Below are 24,416 nucleotides of genomic sequence, written 5' to 3' on the forward strand. Positions count from 1 at the left end.
TGGCGACCATCCCGACTAATAACCCGGTTCCAAGCGAATCACCTGCTGATCTTAAGTTCAATGCCGGAAAGTTAGATGAATTTAATACGTCAGATGCCGAGACGTATGTAGATCGAAAAGGGCGAGTGAGAAAAACCCAAGCGGGTATTCAGAAAGAGAATGATCGGATCGTTGAAAGTACCCGGCAGAACCTTATACCCCTGAGTCGTCAGTACATGTCCCTGGCTGCAGCACAGGCTGACATTGCCAATATCCCCGTCAACTCAACTACGTACGTGCGTAGCCTGGACGGCAGTTCGCTCGCTGATGAATACGTCAATAACGGCGGGACGCTGGTGCAAACTGGTCGGAGAATGCCTTCGCAGACATTCGTTGAGCAGGTCAATGAAATTGCCGTTCTCTTAAAAGGTTTAATTGATAATCAGGGGGATAATCCCTATTCGGTCGTTTTCAAAAATGGCCTGTCGCCTTTCGGCTACAAAAATGGCCGCCTCTACGCCGATGAGTTCGAGAAGCTTTATTCGACAGACTCCGGGCTGGAGTTCGGTGGCAGCATTATCGATAACAATCCTCCCGAGGGCTGGCGATTTGTTATTTATTACCGTAACGGCCTCGTTATGTGTGGTCAGAAAAATGACGGCACAATGGTTGGTTTTGGGGAGGGTAGTGGCGGTGGTGGCTCAGTAGAACCCGGCGATACGGCAGCTGATTATGATTCCATCCGTAACTATACCGGCGCCGCAACGGTCCGTGATGTGGTAGGGCAAAATATCGGCGGCCGGTTTGTCGTCAACGCGGACGACACCACATCTGCTGAAATACCTGGCGGCATTCTCGTTGATTTACTGGGTCGTCGCTGGTATCGCCAGGCTGATTACGTTAATTACGATCAGTTCCTGGCCTTCCGGGTGCCGGGTGCAACGCTGCTGGCCATTCAGGTGGCGCTGGGTGTGGGAAATACATCTTCAGCCATCGCCTATTTATCGGCGGTATCTCCATCCGATCGGGCTATTCAGAATGCACATCGCTATGCAAACCTGTTGAAAATCCCGGTACGCCAGAACGACGGGGCATTTCTGCTGCTGGTCGATCACGAAGCTGAAGTGCGCACGAATACCGATCTGTCAGGGGCGATTATTTTCACCTCAACTGAATCCGGGGTGAGCGAAATTCAGTGGGGGCCGCTGCGTATACTCGATCCTGATGCACCAGAGCCGCCGCGCATGTTCAATATCAAAGGGAAAGACCGTGTTGAACTGACGGCAGCAGAGCTGGTGACATTCAATGCGAATTACTCGCAGTATCTGAAAAAAGGCTCACAGTATCTGCCTTATCCGAAACTTTACCCTTATTACGGCGGCATGTTTTATGCGCTTTCAACCGCCGCTGAAATTTACCGTAATGGGGACCGGGTCAACCCGCGTAATCGCGTTCTTTACCGTGAATTTTCCCGCATTGGCCGTCAGGGCGCACTGACCGAGCGCATTGTAAAGAATATCCCTGACGGGACAATTGGTTATGCAGCCATCATTCAGAAGGAAGATAACTTCCTTAAATTCCGCTGCCCTCACTTCATTGAGCTGGGTGACAGCAGGCGCTTTGTGAATATTGAGATTTCCCGCCCCATGGTCCACGTGAAAGACCTGGTACATTCATCGCTTCAGACCGCAGCGGTCAGCCTTGAAAGCCGTGTTGTATTGTCCGGGCGTGAAGTATTCGACGTGTTCTGCGATGTGGGTGAAGCAACCTGCCACCCGGCGGAAAATGGCTCTTATGGCATCTGTATTCGCGATACCTGCAACGTGCATATCAACCGCTATTACGGCCTGCATGGCTGGGGCTTCCAGGGGCATCACGGCATCAAGGGGTTGTATGTCAAAGACAGTATGTTCAACCGTATGGATTTTCACTCCTTCGGTTATGACTGCTATTTCGACAATATGACCCTGAAAGGCAGGCAGGCTAACCTTCAGGGAGGTAATGACTGGAAATTCAGAAATCTTAAACATATTGTCACCCGGTCCAGTGGTGGCGCTGTGGAGCCTTTCCTCAACTTTGTGATCGCCATGCGCCAGGACTATGCCAGCGACTGCGAGTGCAATCTGGTGGTCGATGGTCTGACTGTCATGTGGGATAAGGGGTTGCCAGCCTGGTACAACGGTTCCCGGTCTTATGACGTCGTGCGCATCATCGACACGGCAAACTCGCTCGATCAAGGCATCGACAGCAAACTGCCTTACACCATCGACATACGCAACGTGGTGTTTGACCTCGCCGGGATTCAGGAAGGAAAGCCCAACTCAAACTTCGAATTCAGCGCGGTAACTGCGCTGCGCTCACAGTTTACTGACTATGTTACAACAGGTCGGAAAACTCTGCTGCCGGACAATATTAACGTTGATGGCATGACTGCAATTAATGTCCAGCCCACTCAGAACGCAGTAATGTGCGGCATCAAAATGTCTGAAGACCTGTATCAGAACTACATGGGTTCACGTAATAAAAAGGGCAGCGACGGCACGAATGCCCGCGTCACACTGCGAAACCTGCACAGCGTCATCAATAACCCGGTTATTGAGCTGGCAGCGGCGCAGACAGTAGATATGCCGGGTGATGCGGCAGCATGGACCGAAAACTATCTGAACAGTGATTACAGCTGGATACCGCGCATTACCCTGGAAAACTGCATTCCGGCAATCGTTCACGTGCCGGGGGCGAAAGCAGTCGTTGATATTCACGGCGGCAAGCTGGCGCGCTTATACACCAACGGTAACGGCAACCGCTGCCGCGTGACGGGGGCCGACATTGAACTGGTGCCGGATGCAGCAGGCGCGACCTATCTCGCCGCAGATAAAACCCTGGTGACCGGTTGTTCGTGGCTGAATCCGGCCAGTGCTGCGATTTACACCGGCGGACTTCGTGGTTCGGGTAATGAAATGATTGGGGACAGTGCCAGAGCGCCAAATCTCCCGGCAAAAACATTTATAGAGGAATAAAGATGGCTGAAGGAACTCGCATTTTACTGAACTCAGACGGGGTTATAACAAACTGGTCAAAGCAGCATTTTGAGCCGGTAGCCTCACCACTGGCCGCGATCGCTAATCCAAAGGTCGCGTTTGATCTGCTCACGCCACTGGATAACTCACGTCACGGTTTTTCGGTCCAGCAGGGCGTTCAGACGCTGCAGGCGGCAGGGCTGCATTTTCCCGGCACGGCGGGAAGTCAGACCACCTACGCGGAAGCGGGACTGACGGGTATATCGTGTCTGATTGCCTTTCGTTTTACGACACTGGATGCGTTTCACTTCGTGATGGATAACCGCGACCTGACGCCGGGAAGTGGCCACGGCTTTGCCATCTGTTACAACCCGACAGGGACGCGGCTTGAGCTGCGCGTCGGCTGGGCTGATGGCTCCCAGGGTATCTACTTCCAGTCAGGTAAAACGATCGTCGCCAACAAGTGGTATGTAGCCTGTGTTGTTATTTCGCCGAACCGTAACCACAAGCTGACTGTTTCTGATGGTACTGCTATCGCGGCGTCGCCAACCGGTTATCTGGCGAACGTTGCCGGAACGCCTCTGATGCTGGGGGCCAGCGTTGCCGGGTCATCAATGATGAAAGGTGATATCGGCTTCTTTGGTGCGTGGGGCAACGAATTTACAGCGGGTGATATCACAACAGCGATCGCGCTGGGAACCAGCATTATGACAGCCAGAGGGCAGAGCGTATGAAGACAGTAAAAGTGAATATTGAGACGCTAGCCGGGGCGAAGGTCACGTTTACCCGGCAGTCTGATGACTGGGACGATCTCAATCAGTATGAACGGGACGATACCATCAGCCAGTGGGTAAATGAAAACCCAGATGTTCAGGCAGCCATCTCAGGCAGTAACGGATACACGCTCAGCTGGACCAGTAATTAAAATCCCCTTCATTTCACACTGTTAAGATTTACCTTCCTATCACCCCTTGAGCCCTCCCCAAAAATGACAATACTGTATGCATGCGCAGCTGTTTTTTGACGGGAGGTCATCATGCTCCGCTACAACGAAATCCCCATCGCATTCAGAAACAGCATCGTTCACGAGACTAGCCGCCGCCGCATAGCTCGCACTACTCTTTTTTTCATTGGCAGGTAGTGCTCAAGTATTACTGATCCCTTAAAGGGATCTGCCGTTGGTGGTTGCATTATCAATTCATCCTTACTGTAAAAACGTTAGCAATCAATTAAACAAGGTTATCTATACCAAGGTTTTATGATTTGAAAATCCGACCAAAATTTGAGAATTGAAGTCACCATGTAGAGTATTAACTTTAAATGCACAGCGCTGTTTGTATTTATAATTCATATGATTAGTTAATGGATCTGAATTTTATTGGATTGTTTATTGGATTTTATTGGAAGTTATCAAGCTAAATCGTCTGAGTAGCTCTTGTTGATTATTTGTAAAGACTGCTTGTGAAGGCTGGCAAAACTTTGGTAAGAAAAAATATTCACGTATATAATGCCATTTAAATCAGTGGCTTTTCGACAGGGGGTTATCTGGCGTGTTTCGTTAGATTCAATTGCAAACCCTACGACACTATTATTTTTATCAACCCCCTCCTAAATGATATTGAAATAAAAAATTCATATGCTAAATTATCTTTGCACTTTCCTGGATGGAATGTTTGGTCTTTAAGTATTGAGTAATTGAGAGGCAGATTCATGAAGGCAAAAATTGCAGTATTTTTGGTACTGTCTTCACTTGCTGCTGGTGTGCAAGCTGCACCGGTAGAAGGTGGGGCAGCTGGTGAGGGGGCTTTCGGACTCTCACAAGGTGCTACTGATGCGATCGGTGTTGGTGCGGTAGCTGCGCTGGCTGGTATTGCTATTGGCGCTGCTGGTAGCGGTGGTAATGGTTCTAATACCGGTACTTCCACAACTACCACCACATCAACTTCTCGTTGATATTCTTGGCCTGAGACGTGTTGTACAGGCCATTTTCCTAGGTCGAGAATTAACTTAAGATGTTTTTGCATAAGTTGTCGTGAACCTGGGATTCTGCATATTATTTTCAATAAACTCCTTGATTGCATTCAGTTCCCCTTTGAATTCTCCCCCTGCGTTCTTTGATTCACTCTTTACTGACCCTACTAATTTCCATAAAAAAAAGCCCGCATTAGTACGGGCAGTAAAAGGCTAATAAAGCAAAAGAATTAGAGGAGAGTGACGCATGGCGTCAAATTAAAGAATAGTATAAATCAATAAATGTGTAATAATCTGGCAAGAAAAAATTAAATCGATAACATCAATTATTTCAATCAATTTTTTTACAAAAAAGCCCGCGTTACTCGGGCATAAATTTGAACAATAAAAAACAAGGGGTCCATATCAGCTAAAAGCTGAGATGGCATCATACATCCACATCAGCCTGATGGCACAGTGGATTTATAAAAATATTTAATGAAATTCAATTTAGTCTTTGGCTGTCTTTCACTAAGCACCAGGCATCCAGGCTCCGCTGGCTATAAACCAAATAAGAAGAATTATCCCGGCAATCCCACAAGCAGCAGGAAATAAGTATCCAATTTTCATAGCTATCTCTTTTTAGATTTACCCTTGTAAAAAACTCTATCAAATCTTGCATAAATTCCTATGCAACAGATACTTAACAAAGTCACACCTATCGCGTAAAGCCAGTCATAAAGATCCATTTTTTCACCAACTATGCATATGAATTGAACATCCCTGTTGTGAATGCTCCAGTTTTATCAGCCCTGATGCTGATTTGTTTGCTTTCCTTAACTACATGAAAATACTGATTTTGTTGTTTTTTTGTAAGCGTAGCTAAGTGCCAGAAATAACTGGTATTAATGTTTTACAATTTACCAAACCCCTGTGTCAACCGTGGAAATCGTGCCGAGCTCGATCCGACAATCTCTTATGATGGTTGATATGCTCATGATGGCCGGCTTGAGACAGCAAATGGCGCATACTTGCGGTTCATTTCAAAACTATATGACCTGCTAGCAGGTATGCATGAACAACTTCAGTCCTTGGTGTCAAAGTTCAATACAAAGCCTGGCCCCAAGGTTCAGCACTTTGAGCACCTACACAAGGCAGCAGAAATTTTAGAGGTCGTGAGCTTTTTCGTTCAACGATGTGACTACCTTCGAGTTTCAAAAGCATTAACTAACATGAAGTGTGAGTTGGGCCGAGGTGTGACAAATTTGTGCCAGAGGGCTGACACAAAACGTCATAAAATGGTTGAAGGAGTGGCGCTTACATTTCGCAGGCTGGCTATTGTAGCGGGTTGACGGGTTGTTAAGGTGTGCTCATTTTTATCATTAATCAGACTAGAGATCTGTCTGTGAATAAACAACCAGCCAGCAGTAATTAACAGGAGAATGGAATGCAAAAACTGGAAGTATGCTGCTATGGGGTGGATTGCGCACGGGTGGCGGAGCAAGCCGGTGCCGATCGAATTGAGCTTTGCGCCTCACCTGCTGAAGGCGGATTAACGCCATCTGCGGGAACACTGATGGCCGCCAGAGAGCACGTATCCATACCGGTTCATCCGATCGTCCGTCCGCGCAGTGGGGATTTTTGTTACAGTGTCACCGAATTTGAGCAAATCAAGTCGGATATCGCTTTTGTTCGTGAGCTGGGATTCCCCGGCGTAGTGGTTGGCCTTTTAGACCTGGATGGCCATATCGATCTGCCGCGTATGTTGCAATTAATGCCTTTATGCGCCGGCATGGAGGTGACCTTCCATAGGGCATTCGATCTCTGCCACAGCCCGCTGATGGCGCTGGAACAGCTAACGGATTTGGGTGTGGCGAGGATACTGACTTCTGGTCAGCAGCAGAGTGCCGAAAGTGGATTACCGTTATTAAGGGAACTAACTCGTATTACTCGCGGTCCAAAAATTATGGCGGGTGCGGGGGTGCGCTTAAGCAATCTCCAGAAGTTTATTGATGCGGGTATTACGGAATTGCACAGCTCCGCAAGCCAGCGAATTTCATCTCCAATGCGCTACCGTAAGGCCGGAGTCTCCATGTGTTCCGAGGCTGAAAACGATGAGTTTAGCCGTAGCGTGGTTGACGGGGACGTGGTGGAAGCCATGAAAAGCGTTATTACTCTGGGTTCACCAATACGAGTCGCCTGATGAGAAAAGATTTTGCCGCGCAGCACGCCGAACCCTGACGTGATGTTTGCAAGTACCAGACCCCAGCATGATTTGTTGGGGTTTTTTTTGCCGTTTAAGCATCATGGCAATGCCGACATAAGGCGGTTGCTTATACACTTATCCCTATGGATTTTCAGACTGTTGCGAGAGTCGTGATGAGAACGAGGAAGACGAGCTGTGTCCTGGTCTTAATGTCAGGTTTACTGGTTATTCAAACGGCCGCTGCGGCGACAAACAAAGCGAAAGTTCAGCCTCCCCGCTGCGCGGTTAATCAGCAGCAGATCAACGATAACAATAATCTGCTGCTGCTGGGCGGTACTGCAAAAGGGCCGATGAAGCAGTTTATTGTTGGTGAGTTCGGTAAAGATGTCGATCAGCAAAAGCGCATGCTGGGAAAGTTTGATCGCTGCGGCGTGCTGACTCAGGCCGATATCAGCTACGACAAGCAGGACGCCAAGACCCGATTTAAGCTCGACATGAAAATTGAACGGGTCAGCGTTGGCTGGCAGGCGCGCTACGAAATTACCGTTTTCGCACTGCGTGATGATGCCGAAGCGGTACTGCACCATAAACAGGGCACCACGCTCTATTTTGCCGGGCGTAACGGCAGTATTACCAGCGCATCCGAGCAGTTTGTTATGCAGGGGGAGGAGGGCTTCACGGAGACCGTGAACGATTACGACCGCCGCAATCGGCTGATCCGCAGCGTTGCCCGTGGCTCAGACAACACCAGCAACGGCGAATATCTCTATCGCTGGAATGATAAAAACCAACTGCTGTCCTCTGGGTCGGAGCGCAGCACTATTCAGTGGAATTATGATAAGCAGGGCCGTGAGCTGGGGGTGAATATCCGCGAATATAACCCGTTCAGCGCTACCACGACGCAGGACGAATGCCAGCTGTGGGACGAACGTGGAAACTGCACGTTGAGCTATTCACGGGAGATGGAAGTGTCGGCGGTGGGCATGTTCCGGCGCAATATCGCCGCCGCCAGCCGTTATGAATACTGGGACCAGCCGTAGGGCCGGTCCCGGGCGGGATTATTTCACCGACTGGCTGAACGTATCAACGGCAAGGATGGCGTTGGCGATATCTTCGGCGCTCAGATTCGGGCTAAGATTTTTCAGCGTATCGCCGTCGCTGTTGGCCAGCTCACCAATTTTTAACAGGCTTTCCCAGCTGGCATTTTCCAGATGCAGCTCTTTTAGCGTGGTCGGCATTTTAATGGCGCGATAGAAGCGCACGTAGCGCGCAATCTCTTCATCAGGGCGCTGTTCCAGTACCATCTGGGTCAGCGTGCCGTAGGCGACTTTCTCACCGTGCGTCAGATGGTGAATATCACCGTCAACGGCGGTGAAGCCGTTGTGAATGGCATGCGCCCCCGCCAGACCCGCATTTTCAAAGCCCAGACCGGACAGCAGGGTGTTGGCTTCTACCACCGCTTCCACGGCAGGCGTCACCAGCTGTTTCGCTACCGCTTCATAGGCGCTCAGGCCGTAGGTCAGCAGCGTTTTCTCACAGGCTTCCGCAATCGCCAGGCCGGCAATAGTCGGGTCGCCGTTCACCATGGATTTGCTGTGCGAGCGTTTTACCGCCTGTGCTTCAACCCAGGTGGCCAGACCATCCGCAATACCGGATGCGAACAGGCGCACTGGCGCACGTGCGCACACCTGGGTATCTATCAGCACCAGATCCGGGTTTTTACTGTAAAAACGGTAGCTTTCGAATACTCCGCTATCGGAGTAGATGACCGACAGCGCGCTGCACGGGGCATCGGTAGAGGCGACGGTGGGCACAATGGCGACGGGCTGTTTCAACTCATCAGCGACGGCTTTCACGGTATCGAGGGTTTTACCACCGCCAAGACCGACGACCACGGCGGTGCCGCTGCTTTTCGCTAGTTTGGCGAGACGGGTGATTTCGTTGCTGGAGGCTTCGCCGTTGAACTCTTCATAGTGAAACTCCACATGGCTGGCGGTCAGGGATTCCCGAACCTGCTTGCCAATCAGCCCCCAGACAATCTTGTCGGCGACGATAAACGCGCTGCTGCCGAGGTCGGCGAGGTTCTCACCCAGCTGGGTAATCATGCCTGCGCCCTGGATATATTTACGCGGGGAAGAAAAAACAAATTTACTCATACCAGATACTCCGTTCAGGTGAATGAAATTGTTTCTGTCCACTACCGTAACGTTTTGGCAATTAGAATGTTATTGAAAAATGTGCTTTCCGAGAAAGTTCTCATTCGCATTGAGCCAGATCAGAGTAAATGCGGGAAGGGATTGCCGGAAACGATGCTGCGTGCTGAGACAGGCCCGAGGGCCTGTCTGCTAACCGCTAATCAGGGCTTAGTCGCCACCAGCACCGCGCGCAGCGGAGCCGGATAGCCTTCAACGGTTTTGGTGGGATCGTTGGGGTCGAGGAACTCGGCCAGCGATTCGCTGGTCATCCAGCTGGTGCGGCGCTGTTCGTCAGTGCTGGTTACCGAATAATCGGCAATCCGCACGTCAGTAAAACCGCACTTTTCCAGCCAGTTTTTCAACGCGCCGGTGGTCGGAATGAAGTAGACGTTACGCATCTGAGCATAGCGTTCACCGGGAACCAGAACCTGCTGGTCATCGCCTTCAATTACCAGTGTTTCCAGCACCAGTTCGCCGCCGCTGACCAGCTGGTTTTTAAGCTGATAGAGATGATCGAGTGGAGATCGGCGGTGGTAGAGCACGCCCATCGAAAACACGGTATCAAACGCTTTAAGCTCGGGGAGCTGCTCAATCCCCAGCGGCAGCAGGTGGGCGCGCTGATCGCCGCCAAGCAGTTTGCGCACCGCCTCGAACTGGCACAGGAACAGCTGCATTGGATCAATGCCGACCACCAGATGTGCGCCAGCACCAATCATGCGCCACATGTGGTAGCCGCTGCCGCAGCCGACATCGAGCACCGTGCGCCCGGCCAGTGGGGAAATATGCGGCAATACGCGCTCCCACTTCCAGTCCGAACGCCACTCGGTGTCAATATTCACGCCGTACAGCGAGTACGGGCCTTTGCGCCACGGCATCAGATTGCGCAGCAGCTTTTCAATTCCACCGCGCTGGCGCTCGGTCAGCTGACTGCTGTCGGCGGTGACGCTGTGCAACAGATCCAGCGTTTCCGGCGTCAGCGATGGCAGATACTCAACCGAGCGATCCCAGTTTTTAAAGTGGCCGTGCAGCGACTCGCGTTGCCAGGCGGCGATCTGCGCGGGCAGGGTTTCCAGCCACGGTGCCAGTGGGCCTTTGGCGATAAGCTGATAAAAATTTCCGAAATCCATCAGGCATCACCCGCCTTCAGTGCGACCAGCGAGCCAAAGTTAAAGCACTGGAACCAGACTTCGGCGTGCTGGAAACCGGCCTGACGCAGGCGCGCTTTGTGGGTTTCCACGCTGTCGGTCAGCATGACGTTTTCCAGCATGCTGCGCTTCTGGCTGATTTCCAGTTCGCTGTAGCCGTTGGCGCGTTTGAAGTCGTGATGCATGTTGAACAGCAGTTCGCCGACGTCGGCATCTTCAAAGCTGAACTTCTCCGACAGCACCAGCGCACCGCCGGGTTTCAGCCCCTGATAAATGGTATTTAACAGATGCTGGCGCTCTTCCGGTGCCAGGAACTGCAGGGTGAAATTCAGCACCACCAGCGAGGCATTTTCTAACGGGATCTGGCGGATATCGGCTTCAATCACCTCAACCGGCGTATCGGCGCGGAAAGCATCGATATGGCGGCGGCAGCGCTCAACCATCGCCGGGGAGTTGTCGACGGCAATAATTTTGCAGCCGGGAACCTGAATATTACGCCGTACGGACAGCGTGGCAGCGCCCAGCGAGCAGCCCAGATCGTAGACGTGGGAGTCGGGCTGAACAAATCGCTCGGCCAACATGCCAATCATCGAAATAATGTTGGAGTAGCCGGGAACGGAACGCTGAATCATGTCTGGAAAGACTTCAGCAACGCGTTCGTCAAAGGTCCAGTCGCCGAGTTTGGCAACGGGCGCTGAGAACAGCGTATCGCGGTTAGTCATAGTGGTAAGTCCGGAGGAAGCTAACGGAAAGCGCATATTCTGGCAGAAAGCGATGCGGGCTGCATCTTTTCTGCCAGCGGCGTGTTAAATCGTTAATGCAGAGTCAGTACCAGATCCCATGGCAGGAAGATCAGATTGACGATAATCATCCCCAGTAGAGTCAGCAAGGTCAGGATCATGCCGTTGCGGCGCCACAGCATCGTACGGCTGCGTAGTCCCCAGGCATGCAGCAGGCGGCCAAAGAAGAAAAACAGTCCCAGCAGATGGATCAACCAGATATCAGCGCCGTTCATCTCCATCACGACCAGCAGCAGCGTCGCCAGCGGAATATATTCAACGGCATTACCGTGGATGCGAATAGCCAGCTGTAAATCCGAGACTCCGCCGTCGCCAATCGAAATGCGGTATTGCCTGCGCAATCGCACCACATCCAGTGAAAATTTAATAATCAACAACGCGCCAAAAACGACGTAGAGAGCGCTGACCATGACTCACTCCATGATGTAAGAATTATCTTGCGGCTATCATAGCGGGCAATCTTAAGACTGTCTTCTCGTCCGCTATCCGATTGCTCAGAATAACGTTTCCTGCTGCGGCCAGTCGGGAACATCCCCCAGCTGCGGCAGCGCTTTTTGTAGATCGGGCCAGAGATAGCGCACCAGTTCCGGGGCGAAGGCAATATCCGGAGTGTGAATAAACAGCCACGGACGGGTGGTTTGGCACCATTCGGGCAGGCGGGAAAGCCAGGCGCGGAAGTCGTGCAGATTCGCCTCCGGATTGTCGCCGCCGATAAAGCGGATCATGGGCTCGCTGGCGGTGATCACCGCGTGAACCGGGAGCTTCGGTTTTTTCCGCTGTGCGTCAACGATAGCTGGGGTTGTAGGCTTCGCCGCATGCACCGCACGAGTATCCAGAATCACCCGGTTGACGCCGCGCTGATGCAGCCCCCGATTTAGCGCACGTTCAGCTTCACCTTTGGCAAAAAATTCCGCATGCCGCACCTCAACGCCGTAATGAAACTCCGTAGGCAGCGAATCCAGGAAGGCCCACAGTGCGGGCAAATCGGCAGGCGAGAAGGCGGCGGGCAGCTGTAGCCAGTACTGGCCCAGGCGGCCGGCCAGCGGTTCCATCAGCGCAAAGAATTCCGCGGTCAGGTCACCGCACTGCCTGAGCGCCGCCTGATGGCTGATGGTGGCGGGAAACTTAAAACAGAAGCGGAAATCATCATGGGTCATTGCGCGCCAGCGTTGAACCACCTCCGGGCGCGGCAGGGCGTACAGCGTGGTGTTTCCCTCCACGCAGTTAAAATAGCGGGCGTAATCTTCCAGCGTAGACATACCCAGCTTTTTCCACTGCGGATGCTGCCACTGCGGCAGCCCAAGATAGAGCGGCGTCATCATAAATCCTGTTACATTTTGATTGAGCGACTGTAGCGGTGCGGCGGGCGGAGTGCAAATCTGGCAGGACCGGGTCCCTCCGGTCTTGATTTTTTTACAGTGCGGCGATCACTTCATCAGACTGGCGTACGCAGGCGATGCGCGGGAAGATCCACTCAACGCTGCTGCGGTGCTGCTCGCTGCTGCCTGCGCTACAAATGTCTTCAGCGATCACCAGATTGAAGCCCAGCTCCCAGGCGTTACGCGCGGTAGATTCCACGCCGATATTGGTGGAAATACCGCCCAGCACGATGGTGTCGATACCGCGACGACGCAGCTGGAGTTCAAGATCGGTGCCGTAGAATGCGCCCCACTGGCGTTTGGTCACCTGGATGTCATCAGGCTGTGCGCCCAGCTCAGACGGGAAGGTCCACCAGTTTTCCGGCAGCGCACCGCCTGGGTGAGCGGCATCCACCGGCTGCTTCAGCGCTTCGGCAAAATCGGCCGACCAGCCAACGCGCACCAGCACGACCGGTGCGTTCAGCGCGCGGAACTTTTCAGCCAGCACGGCGGCTTTTTTCACCACATTACCGGCAGTATGCGGGCCTCCGGCGAAGGGCAGAATGCCTTCCTGAAGATCGATAAGTACCAGCGCGGTAGTCTGTGGGTTAAGTTTAAACATCGTAATTCTCCGGAAGAGTGGGGGAAACCAGAGAGAATACAAAGCAATGTCCCTGTGACGCGACTATAACTGTGTGGGGTGCGCGGGGGAATTTGTTAACGTGTATGTCATCGACTGAGGCGACTGCCGATATTTCAGCACGAAGATTCTTCGTCTAAACACGGTGACCGTTGTTTTGTTGACCGCTAAAGCCGGGATGAACGCATCTTGCCGATTTTCTGCCGCTTTGCCCTCTCGACAGCACTTATCCTGTGCGCCGTTTTCCATTATAATGGCCGCCATTTTTCGCGGCAGCAGCCCCCTCCGGGCCGGGTTTTCTTTAAAATGCCGCGCCCGCAGCGGTGAAGTTAAAAGGATATCGTTATGCGTACTAAGTATTGTGGACAGATCAACCTGTCTCATGTAGGGCAGCAGGTGACACTGTGCGGTTGGGTTAATCGCCGCCGCGATCTGGGTAGCCTGATCTTTATTGATATGCGTGACCGTGAAGGCATCGTGCAGGTGTTCTTCGACCCGGATCGTCAGGACGCGTTCCGCCAGGCTTCCGAGCTGCGTAATGAATTCTGTATTCAGATCACCGGCACCGTGCGTGCGCGTGACGAAAAAAACAAAAACAGCGATATGGCTACCGGTGAGATCGAAGTCTTCGCCACCGATCTGACCATCATCAACCGTTCTGAGCCGCTGCCGCTGGATTCCAACCAGACTAACAGCGAAGAAGCGCGCCTGAAGTATCGCTATCTGGATCTCCGCCGCCCGGATATGGCAAACCGCCTGAAAACCCGCGCGAAGATCACCAGCTTCGTTCGCCGCTTTATGGACGACCACGGCTTCCTGGATATTGAAACGCCGATGCTGACCAAAGCCACGCCGGAAGGCGCGCGTGACTATCTGGTGCCGAGCCGCGTGCATAAAGGTAAATTCTACGCGCTGCCGCAGTCCCCGCAGCTGTTTAAACAGCTGCTGATGATGTCCGGTTTCGACCGCTACTATCAGATCGTGAAATGCTTCCGTGATGAAGACCTGCGCGCTGACCGTCAGCCGGAATTTACCCAGATCGACGTCGAAACCTCCTTTATGACCGCGCCGCAGGTGCGTGAGATCATGGAGCGTCTGGTTCGTGATATGTGGCAGGACGTGAAGTCCGTTGATTTGGGTGAATTCCCGCAGATGACCTTCGCGGAAGCGATGCGTCGCTACGGTTCCGATAAGCCCGATCTGCGCAACCCAATGGAGCTGGTGGACGTTGCTGACCTGCTGAAAGACGTGGAGTTCAAAGTCTTCTCCGGCCCGGCTAACGATGCCAAAGGCCGCGTTGCCGCACTGCGCGTGCCGGGCGGCGCTCAGCTGAGCCGCAAACAGATTGATGAATACGGCAAGTTTATTGAAATCTACGGCGCGAAAGGCCTGGCCTACTTCAAGGTCAACGAACGTGCTAAAGGTCTGGAAGGTATTACCAGCCCGGTTGCTAAGTTCCTGACCGCTGAGATCGTTGAAGCCATTCTGGATCGTACTCAGGCCGCCGACGGCGATATGATCTTCTTCGGTGCCGACAGTGCCAAAGTGGTCACTGATGCGCTGGGTGCGCTGCGCCTGAAGCTGGGCCGCGACCTGAACATTACCGATGAAGCCGCGTGGAAACCGCTGTGGGTTATTGACTTCCCGATGTTCGAAGAGGACGGCGAGGGCGGCCTGAGCGCGATGCACCATCCGTTCACCGCGCCGAAAGAGATGACCCCGGACGAGCTGAAAGCGGCACCGGAAACGGCCATCGCTAACGCCTACGATATGGTGATCAACGGTTACGAAGTGGGCGGCGGTTCCGTGCGTATCCACAATGGTCAGATGCAGCAGACCGTGTTTGGCATTCTGGGTATTGCCGAGCAGGAACAGCGCGAGAAGTTTGGCTTCCTGCTGGACGCCCTGAAGTTCGGTACGCCACCGCATGCCGGTCTGGCTTTCGGCCTCGATCGCCTGACTATGCTGCTGACCGGCACCGAAAATATCCGTGATGTTATCGCCTTCCCGAAAACCACCGCAGCGGCCTGTCTGATGACCGAAGCGCCAAGCTTCGCTAACCCGGCGTCACTCGCCGAGTTGGGCATTGACGTGGTGAAAAAAGAAAAACCGGCTGAGAGCGAATAATGACGTTTAAGCATCCGGTTTCGGTGCTGGTGGTGATTTATGCGCAGGACACCGGACGGGTGCTGATGCTGCAGCGGCGCGATGATGTGGATTTCTGGCAGTCGGTCACCGGCAGCCAGGATCCGGGCGAAAGCCTGGCAGACACCGCGAGGCGGGAAGTGTGGGAAGAGACGGGAATTGATATTAACGCCGGGCAGTTCACATTAGTGGATTGCCAGCGTCATATAGAATTCGAAATCTTTGCGCACTTTCGCCACCGCTACGCGCCGGGGACCACCCATAACCGGGAACACTGGTTTACCCTGGCGCTGCCGACGGAAAGAGACATTGTGTTGAGCGAGCATCTGGCCTTCCGCTGGCTGGATGCGGCCGAAGCGGCTGCGCTCACTAAGTCCTGGAGTAATCGCCAGGCAATTGAAGAATTTGTAGTCTAATTTTTTTTATATTTTGAACTTAACCAAACGTTCAGGCGTTATCGGCGCAGCGAGTTTCTTCACCGCCAGCGCGCAGAAAGCGGAGCGTACTGATGTACGTGAGCATTGCGAGCACTGCCGGGGGAGAAAATCGCCAGCAAGATAGCCTGTCCGGTGTTAATTTGGAGACACGAGTAAAATGGCAGGACATAGTAAGTGGGCGAATACCAAGCACCGCAAGGCTGCTCAGGATGCTAAACGCGGTAAAATCTTCACCAAAATTATTCGTGAGCTGGTGACGGCTGCCAAACTGGGCGGCGGTGATGCAGGCTCTAACCCGCGTCTGCGTGCTGCGATGGATAAGGCGCTGGCAAACAACATGACGCGCGACACCATGAACCGTGCGATTGCCCGTGGCGTGGGCGGCGATGACGACAGCAACATGGAAACCATCATTTATGAAGGTTACGGTCCTGGCGGCAGCGCGGTGATGGTTGAGTGCCTGAGTGATAACCGTAACCGTACCGTTTCAGAAGTGCGTCACGCCTTCACCAAAACCGGCGGTAACCTGGGGACCGATGGCTCCGTAGCCTATCTGTTCACCAAGAAAGGGGTGATCTCTTACGCTCCGGGCCTGGAAGAAGATGCGGTAATGGACGCGGCGCTGGAAGCCGGTGCTGACGACGTAGTGACCTACGATGACGGCGCAATTGACGTCTTCACCGCGTGGGAAGTGCTGGGTCAGGTGAAAGATGCGCTGGATGCTACCGGCCTGAAGTCGGAAGGTGCGGAAGTCACCATGATCCCATCGACCAAGGCCGAGCTGGATGCAGAAACCGCACCGAAGCTGCTGCGCCTGATCGATATGCTGGAAGACTGCGACGATGTTCAGGAAGTTTACCATAACGGTGAGATCTCTGATGAGGTTGCGGCGACCTTATGATTTCTCACCGCATCCTGTATGCTGTGAGTTATCGTAAAAACACCATCAACCCGGAGAACGCGATATGACGGTTATACTGGGTATCGATCCCGGTTCGCGCGTTACGGGTTATGGTGTGGTTCGTCAGGTTGGGCGGCAGATTACCTATCTGGGCAGCGGCTGTATTCGCACCAGCTCCACCGATCTGCCGCCGCGCCTGAAGTTGATTTACGCGGGTGTAAGTGAAATTATTACTCAGTTTCAGCCGGACTATTTTGCCATTGAACAGGTGTTTATGGCGAAAAATGCCGACTCGGCGCTGAAGCTGGGCCAGGCGCGCGGGGTGGCTATCGTCGCTGCGGTGAATCACGATCTGCCGGTGTTTGAGTATGCCGCCCGCCAGGTCAAGCAGACCGTGGTTGGCATCGGCAGTGCCGAAAAAAGCCAGGTGCAGCACATGGTGCGCACGCTGCTGAAACTGCCCGCGAACCCGCAGGCCGATGCAGCCGATGCGTTAGCTATCGCCATTACCCACTGCCATTTGAGCCAAAACGTTGCGCGAATTGCAGAAGGAAAGCTCACCCTGGCACGCGGTCGACTGCGCTCCTAGGCTGGATATCCATCCAGCCTTTTTTATGCTATAACATTCATCCCGGTACTCATCCCCACCATTCTTATCTGAAGGAAGCTAATGTGATAGGTCGTCTGAGAGGCATCATTCTGGAAAAACAGCCGCCTGTGGTGCTGATTGAAGCCAGCGGAGTTGGCTATGAAGTGCAAATGCCAATGACCTGTTTTTATGAGCTTCCTGAACTGAATCATGAAGCGATTATTTTTACCCACTTTGTGGTGCGTGAAGATGCCCAGCTGCTGTTCGGTTTTAACAGCAAGCAGGAACGCGCGCTGTTTCGTGAACTGATTAAAGTCAACGGCGTGGGGCCAAAACTGGCGCTGGCCATTCTTTCGGGCATGTCGGCGCAGCAGTTTGTCACTGCCGTTGAGCGTGAAGAGATTGCCGCACTGGTGAAACTGCCCGGCGTCGGTAAGAAAACCGCCGAGCGTCTGGTTGTCGAGATGAAGGACCGCTTCAAGGGTATGCACGGCGATCTGTTCGCTACCGATGCGCCGTTTGCGCTGACCAGCGAGGTGCAGAGTGCGGCGGTCAATGATGCAGAGGGCGAAGCGGTTGCTGCGCTGGTGGCGCTGGGGTATAAACCTCAGGAAGCCAGCCGCATGGTCAGCAAAGTGGGCAAACCCGATGCTGACTGCGAAACCCTGATCCGCGAAGCGCTGCGCGCAGCTATTTGAGGTAGAGCATGATTGAAGCCGATCGCCTGGTCTCCGCCGGGGTTATCACCGAAGAAGAGGTCATTGACCGCGCTATCCGTCCCAAGCTGCTTGAAGAGTATGTCGGGCAGCCGGTCGTGCGCGAGCAGATGGAGATTTTCATCAAGGCCGCGAAGATGCGCGGCGATGCGCTCGATCATCTGCTGATCTTCGGCCCGCCGGGGTTGGGTAAAACCACACTCGCCAATATCGTTGCCAATGAGATGGGCGTGAATCTGCGCACCACTTCCGGCCCGGTGCTGGAAAAGGCGGGCGATCTGGCCGCGATGCTGACCAACCTTGAACCGCATGACGTGCTGTTTATCGATGAGATCCATCGCCTGTCTCCGGTGGTGGAAGAGGTGCTGTATCCGGCGATGGAAGACTATCAGCTGGATATTATGATTGGCGAGGGCCCGGCCGCACGTTCGATCAAGCTGGATCTGCCGCCCTTTACCCTGATCGGCGCAACGACCCGCGCGGGATCGCTGACGTCGCCCCTGCGCGATCGCTTCGGTATCGTTCAGCGCCTGGAATTTTATCGCGTTGAGGATCTGCAGCACATTGTCAGCCGCAGCGCGGCCTGTCTTGGGCTGCCGCTCAGCGCCGAAGGTGCGCTGGAGATCGCCCGCCGTGCGCGAGGCACGCCGCGTATTGCTAACCGCCTGCTGCGCCGCGTGCGCGACTTCGCCGAAGTGAAAGCCGACGGTGAGATGACCGGTGAAGTCTCTGCCCGCGCGCTGGATATGCTGAGCGTGGACAGCGAAGGCTTTGACTATATGGACCGTAAATTGCTGCTGGCGATTATCGATAAATTTACCGGGGGGCCGGTCGGGCTGGATAACCTGGCCGCCGCCATTGGTGAAGAGCGTGAAACCATTGAGGACGTGTTGGAACCCTATCTGATCCAACAGGGCTTTATTCAACGCACCCCACGCGGCCGAATGGCCACTCAGCACGCCTATAAGCATTTCGGCATTGACCGCGAAGCCTGAGAAAACTGTCTGATGCAGGCTCGCCTGCGCACCGATCGCAACAGCCCCGGAATGTCATCCATTCCGGGGCTGTTTTTTTAAGGCTGTACAGGCGGGATTTGAGGACTGCGAGACACCTTCGGCGGATAATCAGACCGCCGGTTTTTTTACCATGCTCAGGATAAACATCGCCGCCGCACCCAGGACTACCGACGGACCGGCAGGCGTATCGTAAAACGCTGAGAAGGTCAGCCCAATGGTGACCGCCAGCATCCCGACCACAATGGCAAACGCAGCCATCTGTTCCGGCGAACGAGCGAAACGGCGAGCCGTTGCGGCAGGAATAATCAGCAGAGAGGTGATAATCAGCGCACCGACAAACTTCATCGCCACGCCGATGGTTAGCGCGGTCACCAGCATCAGGATCAGTTTACTGCGCTGAATGTTAACGCCATCGACCTGGGCCATTTCCGGGCTGATGGTCATCGACAGCAGGGCGCGCCACTGCCAGGCCAGTACAATCAGCACGATCGCCACGCCGATGGCAATGGTCCATAAATCGGTCGGGGTTACCGCCAGCAGATCGCCAAACAGATAGGCCATCAGATCCACGCGCACGTCGGACATCAGGCTGACGACCACCATACCAAGAGATAGCGCACTGTGCGCCATAATGCCCAGCAGGGTATCGATCGCCAGATGCGGCCGCCGTTCCAGCCAGACCAGCACCAGCGACAGGATCAGCGTCACTGCAATGACGGCATAAAACGGACTGACATTGAGCAGCAGGCCAAAAGCGACGCCGAGCAGAGAAGCATGGGCCAGCGTATCGCCGAAATAAGACATGCGGCGCCAGACGACAAACGAGCCAAGCGGCCCGGCCGCCAGCGCCAGTAAAATCCCCGCCAGCCAGCCGGGTAACAACAGTTCAATCATGACGACCGGGTCCCTTACGTAAAATGATTCGTCCCTTTAAGTCGTGACGATGATTATGGTGGTGCCGATAGATAGCCAATTGTTCAGCGCCACGCGGGCCAAACATGGAGATAAATTCCGGATGTTTTGAAACGGCTTCGGGGGTGCCGGAGCAGCAGATATGGTGGTTAAGGCACAGTACTTCATCGGTCTTGGCCATCACCAGATGCAAATCGTGGGACACCATCAGTACGCCGCAGTTCAGCTCGCGACGCAGCTGGTCAATGAGATCGTACAGCGCCACCTGACCGTTGACGTCCACGCCCTGGGTCGGCTCATCCAGCACCAGCAGCTGCGGCTGATTGAGCAGTGCCCTGGCCAGCAGCACGCGCTGGGTTTCGCCGCCGGAAAGCTTTTGCAGCGGATAGTTCAGCAGATGCGAAGCCTGTACGCGTTTTAACGCGGGCAAAATGTCCTCACGCTTTACCCCAGGGCGCAGGCGCATAAAGCGGTCGACGGTCAGCGGCAGAGTGACATCAAGATGAATTTTTTGCGGCACATAACCGATGCGCAGATCCGCGGGTTTGTTCACTGAACCGGACGTAGGGGCGATCAGGCCGAGCACCACTCGTACCAGCGTTGACTTGCCTGCGCCGTTTGGGCCGAGCAGGGTCAGAATGCGCCCGGGTTCCAGCTTCAGCGACACATCGGAAAGTACCCGGCGTTGACCAAAGTTCACAGCTACATTTTCAAGGGAGATCAAGGATGACATGTCGATTACGGTTGCAGAAGTTCTATAATGTTATAATATCACAACCCATCAGCTTATCACGATGGATTGAATCATTATGTTACATAAAAAATCACGTCTCTTTGCAGCACTTGCCGGTGTCGGCGTTGCTGCCACTTTCGCGTTTCCTGCACAGGCTGCCGTTGTGGCTTCCGTTAAGCCAGTTGGCTTTATTGCGTCCGCGATTGCAGATGGTGTCACACCTGTAGAAATTCTGCTACCGGATGGTGCATCAGAGCATGATTATGCATTACGCCCATCGGATGTAAAACGCTTGCAGGGCGCGGATTTAGTGGTTTGGGTTGGCCCTGAAATGGAAGCATTTATGGCTAAAATGGCCGCCGGTTTGCCGCCACAAAAGAACCTGGAAATGGACCGCATCGACGGCGTTCACGCTCTGCTGCTGAAAGGCGGGGAAGACGAAGAAGAGGAGCATGAAGAGCATGCTCACGGCGCGGCTGATGACCACGATCATCATCATCACGGCGAGTACAATATGCACCTGTGGATGTCGCCGGAGATTGCTAAGAAAACTGCGGTTGCAATTCACGCAAAATTATTGGAACTTATGCCGCAAAGCAAGGACAAACTAGACGCCAACCTGCAGCATTTTGAGTCAGAATTGGCGTCTGTCGATGCGAAAATTGGTAATCAGCTGGCCCCGGTTAAAGGGAAAGGATATTTCGTTTTTCACGATGCTTACACCTACTTTGAAAAACACTACGGACTGACTCCATTGGGTCATTTTACCGTAAATCCTGAGATCCAACCTGGCGCGCAGCGTTTACATCAAATACGAACACAGTTGGTTGAGCAGAAGGCCACATGCGTCTTTGCTGAACCACAATTCAGGCCAGCCGTGATCGATGCGGTTGCCAGAGGAACCAGCGTGCGTTCGGGCACCCTCGATCCTCTCGGTACTGACATCACTCCAGCACGAGACAGCTATGTGAAATTCCTCTCACAGTTGTCCAGCCAGTATACGAGCTGCCTGAAAGGAGAATAGAGGAAGACTTAATTGCAGCAGATAGCCCGCGCTGTCGCCATGGCGTTCAACAACTTACCCCGACCTCACCGCATCATGCTGGGGTCACTTACCGTCGTTACACTGGCCGTCACCGTCTGGCGGCCTTACATTTATCATCCCGGTAGTGAAAGCCCGATTGTTAAAACAATCGAACTGGATAAAAACGAACTGCGTACGCTGCTTCCTGAAGCCAGTGAACCGATCGACCAGGACACCCCTTCTCCGGATGATGACACGCCAAAAGATGAGATCGATCAGGACGTACCGGATGAAGCCGGGACGCATGATTACGTGGTCTCCACCGGCGACACCCTCAGCAGCGTTCTTAACCAGTACGGCATTGATATGTCGGATATTACGCAGCTGGTGAAAAGCGATAAAGACCTGCGCAACCTGCAAATTGGTCAGCAGCTTTCATGGACGCTGACCGATGACGGGCAGCTGCAGCGTCTGACCTGGGAAGTCTCCCGCCGTGAAACCCGAACGTACGATCGCTCAGGCGATAGTTTTAAATCCTCGTCTGAAATGCAGAAAGGGGAATGGAAAAACAACGTTCTGAGTGGCGAAGTCAACGGTAGTTTCGTGACCAGCGCCAAAGCGGCCGGGTTAACCAGCGCTGAAATCAGTGCAGTGATTAAGTCGCTACAGTGGCAGATGGATTTCCGCAAGTTGCGCAAGGGCGACCAGTTCTCTGTGCTGATGTCCCGCGAAATGCTGGACGGCAAGAGCGAGCAAAGCCAGCTGCTGGGTGTGCGCATGCGCAGCGGCGACAAAGATTATTACGCCATCCGCGCCGAAGATGGTAAGTTTTACGATCGCAGTGGCTCCGGGCTGGCGCGTGGCTTTATGCGCTTCCCAACCGTTAAGCAGTATCGCGTTTCTTCTAACTTCAACCCGCGTCGCCTGAACCCGGTGACCGGGCGTGTTGCGCCGCATAAAGGTGTCGACTTCGCTATCCCGCTGGGTACACCGGTACTGGCGGTGGGTGATGGTGAAGTTATCGTCGCCAAGCGCAGCGGTGGGGCTGGCAACTACGTCGCGATTCGTCACGGCCGCCAGTATATGACCCGCTATATGCACCTGAAGAAACTGCTGGTCAAACCGGGTCAGAAAGTTAAACGTGGCGATCGCATTGCGCTTTCCGGCAGTACCGGCCGTTCAACCGGCCCGCACCTGCATTATGAAATCTGGATCAACAACCAGGCGGTTAACCCATTAACGGCTAAGCTGCCGCGGATGGAAGGCCTGGCCGGTAAAGAGCGCAGCGACTATCTGGCTCAGGTCCGGGAAGTCGTACCGCAGCTGCGATTCAAGTAATTCGCTGCCGCTGATAACAGAGCCGATGGAGCACTCAGTCCGTCGGCTTTTTTATTACCAGAGTGCACGAAATCCGGGTGAAACTGGTCTAAATACTGGCCGTTTACCGGAAAAATCCAGGTTAATGCATTGCAAAATTACCTGCCAGCACTATCATTAGCCCGTTATTGTAGAGGCCGGTGCATGGAAAACATAAAAAAAAGTCACGTTGAATTTATTCCCGTTTTTAAGAAATCCTTTTTACATCCTCGCTACTGGGGCAGCTGGCTGGCGGTAGGTGCCTTTGCTGCTATTGCTTTAGTTCCTCCTCGTTTACGCGATCCGGTTCTGGGATCGCTTGGCCGCATGGCCGGTAAACTGGCCCGCAGCGCACGCCGCCGTGCGCAGATTAACCTGCTTTACTGCCTGCCGGAGGTTCCGGAGGAAGAGCGGGAGAAAATAATTGATGAGATGTTCGCGACCGCACCGCAATCGATGGTGATGATGGCTGAGCTGGCGCTACGCCCGCATAAGGTTCAGCCGCGTGTTCACTGGCACGGCCGCGAGCTGATCGACCAGCTGCGAGAAGCACAGCAGAATGTGATTTTCCTTGTGCCGCACGGCTGGGCGGTGGATATCCCGGCGATGGTGCTGGCTTCGGAAGGGCAGAAGATGGCTGCGATGTTCCACAATCAGCGTAACCCGGTGATGGATTACGTGTGGAATCGCGTGCGCCGCCGTTTTGGTGGCCGTATGCACGCGCGCAACGACGGGATCAAACCGTTTATCAGCTCGGTTCGGCAGGGCTACTGGGGTTATTACCTGCCGGATCAGGATCACGGCGCGGAGCACAGTGAGTTCGTCGACTTCTTCGCGACTTACAAAGCCACGCTGCCTGCCGTTGGTCGCCTGATGAAGGTGTGTCGTGCGAAAGTGGTGCCGCTGTTTCCCGTGTATGACAGCAAAAGCCACAGTCTGACCATTCATCTGCGTCCGCCAATGGACGATCTGCTGGATGCGGACGATGTCACGCTGGCGCGGCGTATGAATGAGGAAGTGGAAATTTTTGTTCGCCCGAATCCGGAGCAGTACACCTGGATTCTTAAGCTGCTGAAAACCCGCAGACCGGGTGAGACTGAACCTTACGATCGCCAGGAACTTTATCCAAAGAAATAGCGCCCTGGCTGCGTTTGAATCCCGGCCGCGACTGGCATAAAAAAGCCGCAATCCTCTATGAGGCGCGGCTTTTTTTATACGCCTGACCCGTCCTGAATAGCGTTGACACGTTCCCGACTTAAATACGGAGAACGTGATGATGACTGAGTTCAAACGCACC

The 24,416-nt window shown here is 53.8% G+C and carries 24 protein-coding genes; 15 read left to right on the forward strand and 9 right to left on the reverse strand.

Annotated elements, in window-relative coordinates; all coding sequences use genetic code 11:
- Positions 1–215 precede the first annotated feature (215 nt).
- The 4 genes from OMR58_RS24825 to yjbE all read left to right on the forward strand — a co-directional run bounded on the left by OMR58_RS24825 (position 216) and on the right by yjbE (position 4,949).
- Positions 216–2,996: a hypothetical protein gene (locus OMR58_RS24825; protein WP_264547220.1), complete on the forward strand. Its 2,781-nt coding sequence runs from the start codon at positions 216–218 to the stop codon at positions 2,994–2,996.
- A 2-nt stretch (positions 2,997–2,998) separates the two neighbouring features.
- Positions 2,999–3,730, forward strand: a complete 732-nt coding sequence (locus OMR58_RS24830) for a LamG domain-containing protein (protein WP_264547221.1) — start codon at positions 2,999–3,001, stop codon at positions 3,728–3,730.
- Complete coding sequence (locus OMR58_RS24835; RefSeq protein WP_264547222.1) at positions 3,727–3,921, forward strand: hypothetical protein; 195 nt, start codon at positions 3,727–3,729, stop codon at positions 3,919–3,921. Before OMR58_RS24830 ends, OMR58_RS24835 begins: the two co-directional genes overlap by 4 nt.
- A gap of 785 nt (positions 3,922–4,706) precedes the next feature.
- On the forward strand, positions 4,707–4,949 hold the full coding sequence (gene yjbE, locus OMR58_RS24840; RefSeq protein ID WP_105594275.1) for an exopolysaccharide production protein YjbE: 243 nt from the start codon (positions 4,707–4,709) through the stop codon (positions 4,947–4,949).
- Between the two features lie 528 nt (positions 4,950–5,477).
- Here the strand turns inward: yjbE and OMR58_RS24845 are convergent.
- Positions 5,478–5,576, reverse strand: a complete 99-nt coding sequence (locus tag OMR58_RS24845; protein WP_146114171.1) for a YoaK family small membrane protein — start codon at positions 5,574–5,576, stop codon at positions 5,478–5,480.
- An 817-nt stretch (positions 5,577–6,393) separates the two neighbouring features.
- Here OMR58_RS24845 and cutC point away from each other — a divergent pair.
- Together cutC and OMR58_RS24855 are read left to right on the forward strand one after the other, a co-directional pair.
- Positions 6,394–7,149 (forward strand): copper homeostasis protein CutC, encoded by a 756-nt coding sequence (cutC, locus tag OMR58_RS24850; protein WP_200559673.1) that lies wholly within the window; start codon positions 6,394–6,396, stop codon positions 7,147–7,149.
- Positions 7,150–7,361: 212 nt separating this feature from the next.
- On the forward strand, positions 7,362–8,192 hold the full coding sequence (locus OMR58_RS24855; protein ID WP_264547223.1) for a hypothetical protein: 831 nt from the start codon (positions 7,362–7,364) through the stop codon (positions 8,190–8,192).
- Positions 8,193–8,210: 18 nt separating this feature from the next.
- On the opposite strand, the gene OMR58_RS24860 is transcribed toward OMR58_RS24855, so the two are convergent.
- The 6 genes from OMR58_RS24860 to OMR58_RS24885 form a co-directional block, all read right to left on the reverse strand.
- Positions 8,211–9,308: a glycerol dehydrogenase gene (locus tag OMR58_RS24860; RefSeq protein WP_264547224.1), complete on the reverse strand. Its 1,098-nt coding sequence runs from the start codon at positions 9,306–9,308 to the stop codon at positions 8,211–8,213.
- A gap of 200 nt (positions 9,309–9,508) precedes the next feature.
- Positions 9,509–10,474, reverse strand: coding sequence for a tRNA 5-methoxyuridine(34)/uridine 5-oxyacetic acid(34) synthase CmoB (gene cmoB, locus OMR58_RS24865; RefSeq protein WP_264547225.1), 966 nt, complete (start codon positions 10,472–10,474; stop codon positions 9,509–9,511).
- A complete protein-coding gene (cmoA, locus tag OMR58_RS24870; protein ID WP_264547226.1) occupies positions 10,474–11,214 on the reverse strand; it encodes a carboxy-S-adenosyl-L-methionine synthase CmoA in 741 nt (246 codons plus the stop codon). Before cmoA ends, cmoB begins: the two co-directional genes overlap by 1 nt.
- A gap of 92 nt (positions 11,215–11,306) precedes the next feature.
- The gene (locus tag OMR58_RS24875) at positions 11,307–11,702 is read right to left on the reverse strand and encodes an MAPEG family protein (protein WP_200559670.1); all 396 of its coding nucleotides are present in this window, start codon (positions 11,700–11,702) and stop codon (positions 11,307–11,309) included.
- Positions 11,703–11,786: 84 nt separating this feature from the next.
- Positions 11,787–12,611 carry a DUF72 domain-containing protein gene (locus tag OMR58_RS24880; protein WP_264547234.1) on the reverse strand — a complete coding sequence of 275 codons (825 nt, stop codon included), beginning with the start codon at positions 12,609–12,611 and terminating at the stop codon, positions 11,787–11,789.
- A 94-nt stretch (positions 12,612–12,705) separates the two neighbouring features.
- On the reverse strand, positions 12,706–13,272 hold the full coding sequence (locus OMR58_RS24885) for a hydrolase (RefSeq protein ID WP_264547227.1): 567 nt from the start codon (positions 13,270–13,272) through the stop codon (positions 12,706–12,708).
- 363 nt (positions 13,273–13,635) lie between these two features.
- On the opposite strand from OMR58_RS24885, the gene aspS reads away from it, so the two are divergent.
- The 6 genes from aspS (at position 13,636) to ruvB (ending at position 19,073) form a co-directional block, all read left to right on the forward strand.
- On the forward strand, positions 13,636–15,417 hold the full coding sequence (gene aspS / locus OMR58_RS24890) for an aspartate--tRNA ligase (RefSeq protein WP_264547228.1): 1,782 nt from the start codon (positions 13,636–13,638) through the stop codon (positions 15,415–15,417).
- On the forward strand, positions 15,417–15,851 hold the full coding sequence (nudB, locus tag OMR58_RS24895) for a dihydroneopterin triphosphate diphosphatase (RefSeq protein WP_264547229.1): 435 nt from the start codon (positions 15,417–15,419) through the stop codon (positions 15,849–15,851). The genes aspS and nudB overlap by 1 nt, the downstream gene beginning before the upstream one ends.
- A 178-nt stretch (positions 15,852–16,029) precedes the next feature.
- Positions 16,030–16,773 carry a YebC/PmpR family DNA-binding transcriptional regulator gene (locus tag OMR58_RS24900; RefSeq protein ID WP_105594263.1) on the forward strand — a complete coding sequence of 248 codons (744 nt, stop codon included), beginning with the start codon at positions 16,030–16,032 and terminating at the stop codon, positions 16,771–16,773.
- A gap of 64 nt (positions 16,774–16,837) precedes the next feature.
- The gene (gene ruvC, locus OMR58_RS24905; RefSeq protein ID WP_105594262.1) at positions 16,838–17,362 is read left to right on the forward strand and encodes a crossover junction endodeoxyribonuclease RuvC; all 525 of its coding nucleotides are present in this window, start codon (positions 16,838–16,840) and stop codon (positions 17,360–17,362) included.
- 83 nt (positions 17,363–17,445) lie between these two features.
- The gene (gene ruvA / locus OMR58_RS24910; RefSeq protein WP_200544026.1) at positions 17,446–18,060 is read left to right on the forward strand and encodes a Holliday junction branch migration protein RuvA; all 615 of its coding nucleotides are present in this window, start codon (positions 17,446–17,448) and stop codon (positions 18,058–18,060) included.
- Positions 18,061–18,068: 8 nt separating this feature from the next.
- On the forward strand, positions 18,069–19,073 hold the full coding sequence (gene ruvB / locus OMR58_RS24915; protein ID WP_105594260.1) for a Holliday junction branch migration DNA helicase RuvB: 1,005 nt from the start codon (positions 18,069–18,071) through the stop codon (positions 19,071–19,073).
- A gap of 129 nt (positions 19,074–19,202) precedes the next feature.
- Here the strand turns inward: ruvB and znuB are convergent, their stop codons facing one another.
- Positions 19,203–19,988 (reverse strand): zinc ABC transporter permease subunit ZnuB, encoded by a 786-nt coding sequence (znuB, locus tag OMR58_RS24920; RefSeq protein ID WP_264547230.1) that lies wholly within the window; start codon positions 19,986–19,988, stop codon positions 19,203–19,205.
- Complete coding sequence (gene znuC, locus OMR58_RS24925; protein ID WP_200544020.1) at positions 19,981–20,739, reverse strand: zinc ABC transporter ATP-binding protein ZnuC; 759 nt, start codon at positions 20,737–20,739, stop codon at positions 19,981–19,983. The genes znuB and znuC overlap by 8 nt, the downstream gene beginning before the upstream one ends.
- A 76-nt stretch (positions 20,740–20,815) precedes the next feature.
- On the opposite strand from znuC, the gene znuA reads away from it, so the two are divergent.
- From znuA to lpxM, 3 genes are all read left to right on the forward strand, one after another.
- Entirely contained in the window at positions 20,816–21,763 is a 948-nt protein-coding gene (gene znuA, locus OMR58_RS24930; protein ID WP_264547231.1) for a zinc ABC transporter substrate-binding protein ZnuA, read from the forward strand.
- A gap of 12 nt (positions 21,764–21,775) precedes the next feature.
- Positions 21,776–23,101, forward strand: a complete 1,326-nt coding sequence (gene mepM, locus OMR58_RS24935; protein WP_200559664.1) for a murein DD-endopeptidase MepM — start codon at positions 21,776–21,778, stop codon at positions 23,099–23,101.
- A gap of 183 nt (positions 23,102–23,284) precedes the next feature.
- Complete coding sequence (lpxM, locus tag OMR58_RS24940) at positions 23,285–24,256, forward strand: lauroyl-Kdo(2)-lipid IV(A) myristoyltransferase (RefSeq protein ID WP_200559663.1); 972 nt, start codon at positions 23,285–23,287, stop codon at positions 24,254–24,256.
- Positions 24,257–24,416: the final 160 nt, after the last annotated feature.

The sequence above is a fragment of the Erwinia sp. INIA01 genome (assembly GCF_025947915.1).
Lineage (GTDB): Bacteria > Pseudomonadota > Gammaproteobacteria > Enterobacterales > Enterobacteriaceae > Erwinia > Erwinia coffeiphila.

Bases quoted from the DNA above. Each gene is read 5' to 3' on its own strand.
- lpxM (WP_200559663.1), top strand. From the start codon at position 23,285: ATGGAAAACATAAAAAAAAGTCACGTTGAATTTATTCCCGTTTTTAAG.
- cmoA (WP_264547226.1), bottom strand. From the start codon at position 11,214: ATGACTAACCGCGATACGCTGTTCTCAGCGCCCGTTGCCAAACTCGGC.
- znuC (WP_200544020.1), bottom strand. From the start codon at position 20,739: ATGTCATCCTTGATCTCCCTTGAAAATGTAGCTGTGAACTTTGGTCAA.
- OMR58_RS24835 (WP_264547222.1), top strand. From the start codon at position 3,727: ATGAAGACAGTAAAAGTGAATATTGAGACGCTAGCCGGGGCGAAGGTC.
- yjbE (WP_105594275.1), top strand. From the start codon at position 4,707: ATGAAGGCAAAAATTGCAGTATTTTTGGTACTGTCTTCACTTGCTGCT.
- OMR58_RS24825 (WP_264547220.1), top strand. From the start codon at position 216: ATGTCCCTGGCTGCAGCACAGGCTGACATTGCCAATATCCCCGTCAAC.
- znuB (WP_264547230.1), bottom strand. From the start codon at position 19,988: ATGATTGAACTGTTGTTACCCGGCTGGCTGGCGGGGATTTTACTGGCG.
- OMR58_RS24875 (WP_200559670.1), bottom strand. From the start codon at position 11,702: ATGGTCAGCGCTCTCTACGTCGTTTTTGGCGCGTTGTTGATTATTAAA.
- OMR58_RS24845 (WP_146114171.1), bottom strand. From the start codon at position 5,576: ATGAAAATTGGATACTTATTTCCTGCTGCTTGTGGGATTGCCGGGATA.
- znuA (WP_264547231.1), top strand. From the start codon at position 20,816: ATGTTACATAAAAAATCACGTCTCTTTGCAGCACTTGCCGGTGTCGGC.
- OMR58_RS24900 (WP_105594263.1), top strand. From the start codon at position 16,030: ATGGCAGGACATAGTAAGTGGGCGAATACCAAGCACCGCAAGGCTGCT.
- ruvB (WP_105594260.1), top strand. From the start codon at position 18,069: ATGATTGAAGCCGATCGCCTGGTCTCCGCCGGGGTTATCACCGAAGAA.
- cutC (WP_200559673.1), top strand. From the start codon at position 6,394: ATGCAAAAACTGGAAGTATGCTGCTATGGGGTGGATTGCGCACGGGTG.
- OMR58_RS24885 (WP_264547227.1), bottom strand. From the start codon at position 13,272: ATGTTTAAACTTAACCCACAGACTACCGCGCTGGTACTTATCGATCTT.
- aspS (WP_264547228.1), top strand. From the start codon at position 13,636: ATGCGTACTAAGTATTGTGGACAGATCAACCTGTCTCATGTAGGGCAG.
- ruvC (WP_105594262.1), top strand. From the start codon at position 16,838: ATGACGGTTATACTGGGTATCGATCCCGGTTCGCGCGTTACGGGTTAT.
- OMR58_RS24880 (WP_264547234.1), bottom strand. From the start codon at position 12,611: ATGACGCCGCTCTATCTTGGGCTGCCGCAGTGGCAGCATCCGCAGTGG.
- cmoB (WP_264547225.1), bottom strand. From the start codon at position 10,474: ATGGATTTCGGAAATTTTTATCAGCTTATCGCCAAAGGCCCACTGGCA.
- OMR58_RS24860 (WP_264547224.1), bottom strand. From the start codon at position 9,308: ATGAGTAAATTTGTTTTTTCTTCCCCGCGTAAATATATCCAGGGCGCA.
- nudB (WP_264547229.1), top strand. From the start codon at position 15,417: ATGACGTTTAAGCATCCGGTTTCGGTGCTGGTGGTGATTTATGCGCAG.
- OMR58_RS24830 (WP_264547221.1), top strand. From the start codon at position 2,999: ATGGCTGAAGGAACTCGCATTTTACTGAACTCAGACGGGGTTATAACA.
- OMR58_RS24855 (WP_264547223.1), top strand. From the start codon at position 7,362: ATGTCAGGTTTACTGGTTATTCAAACGGCCGCTGCGGCGACAAACAAA.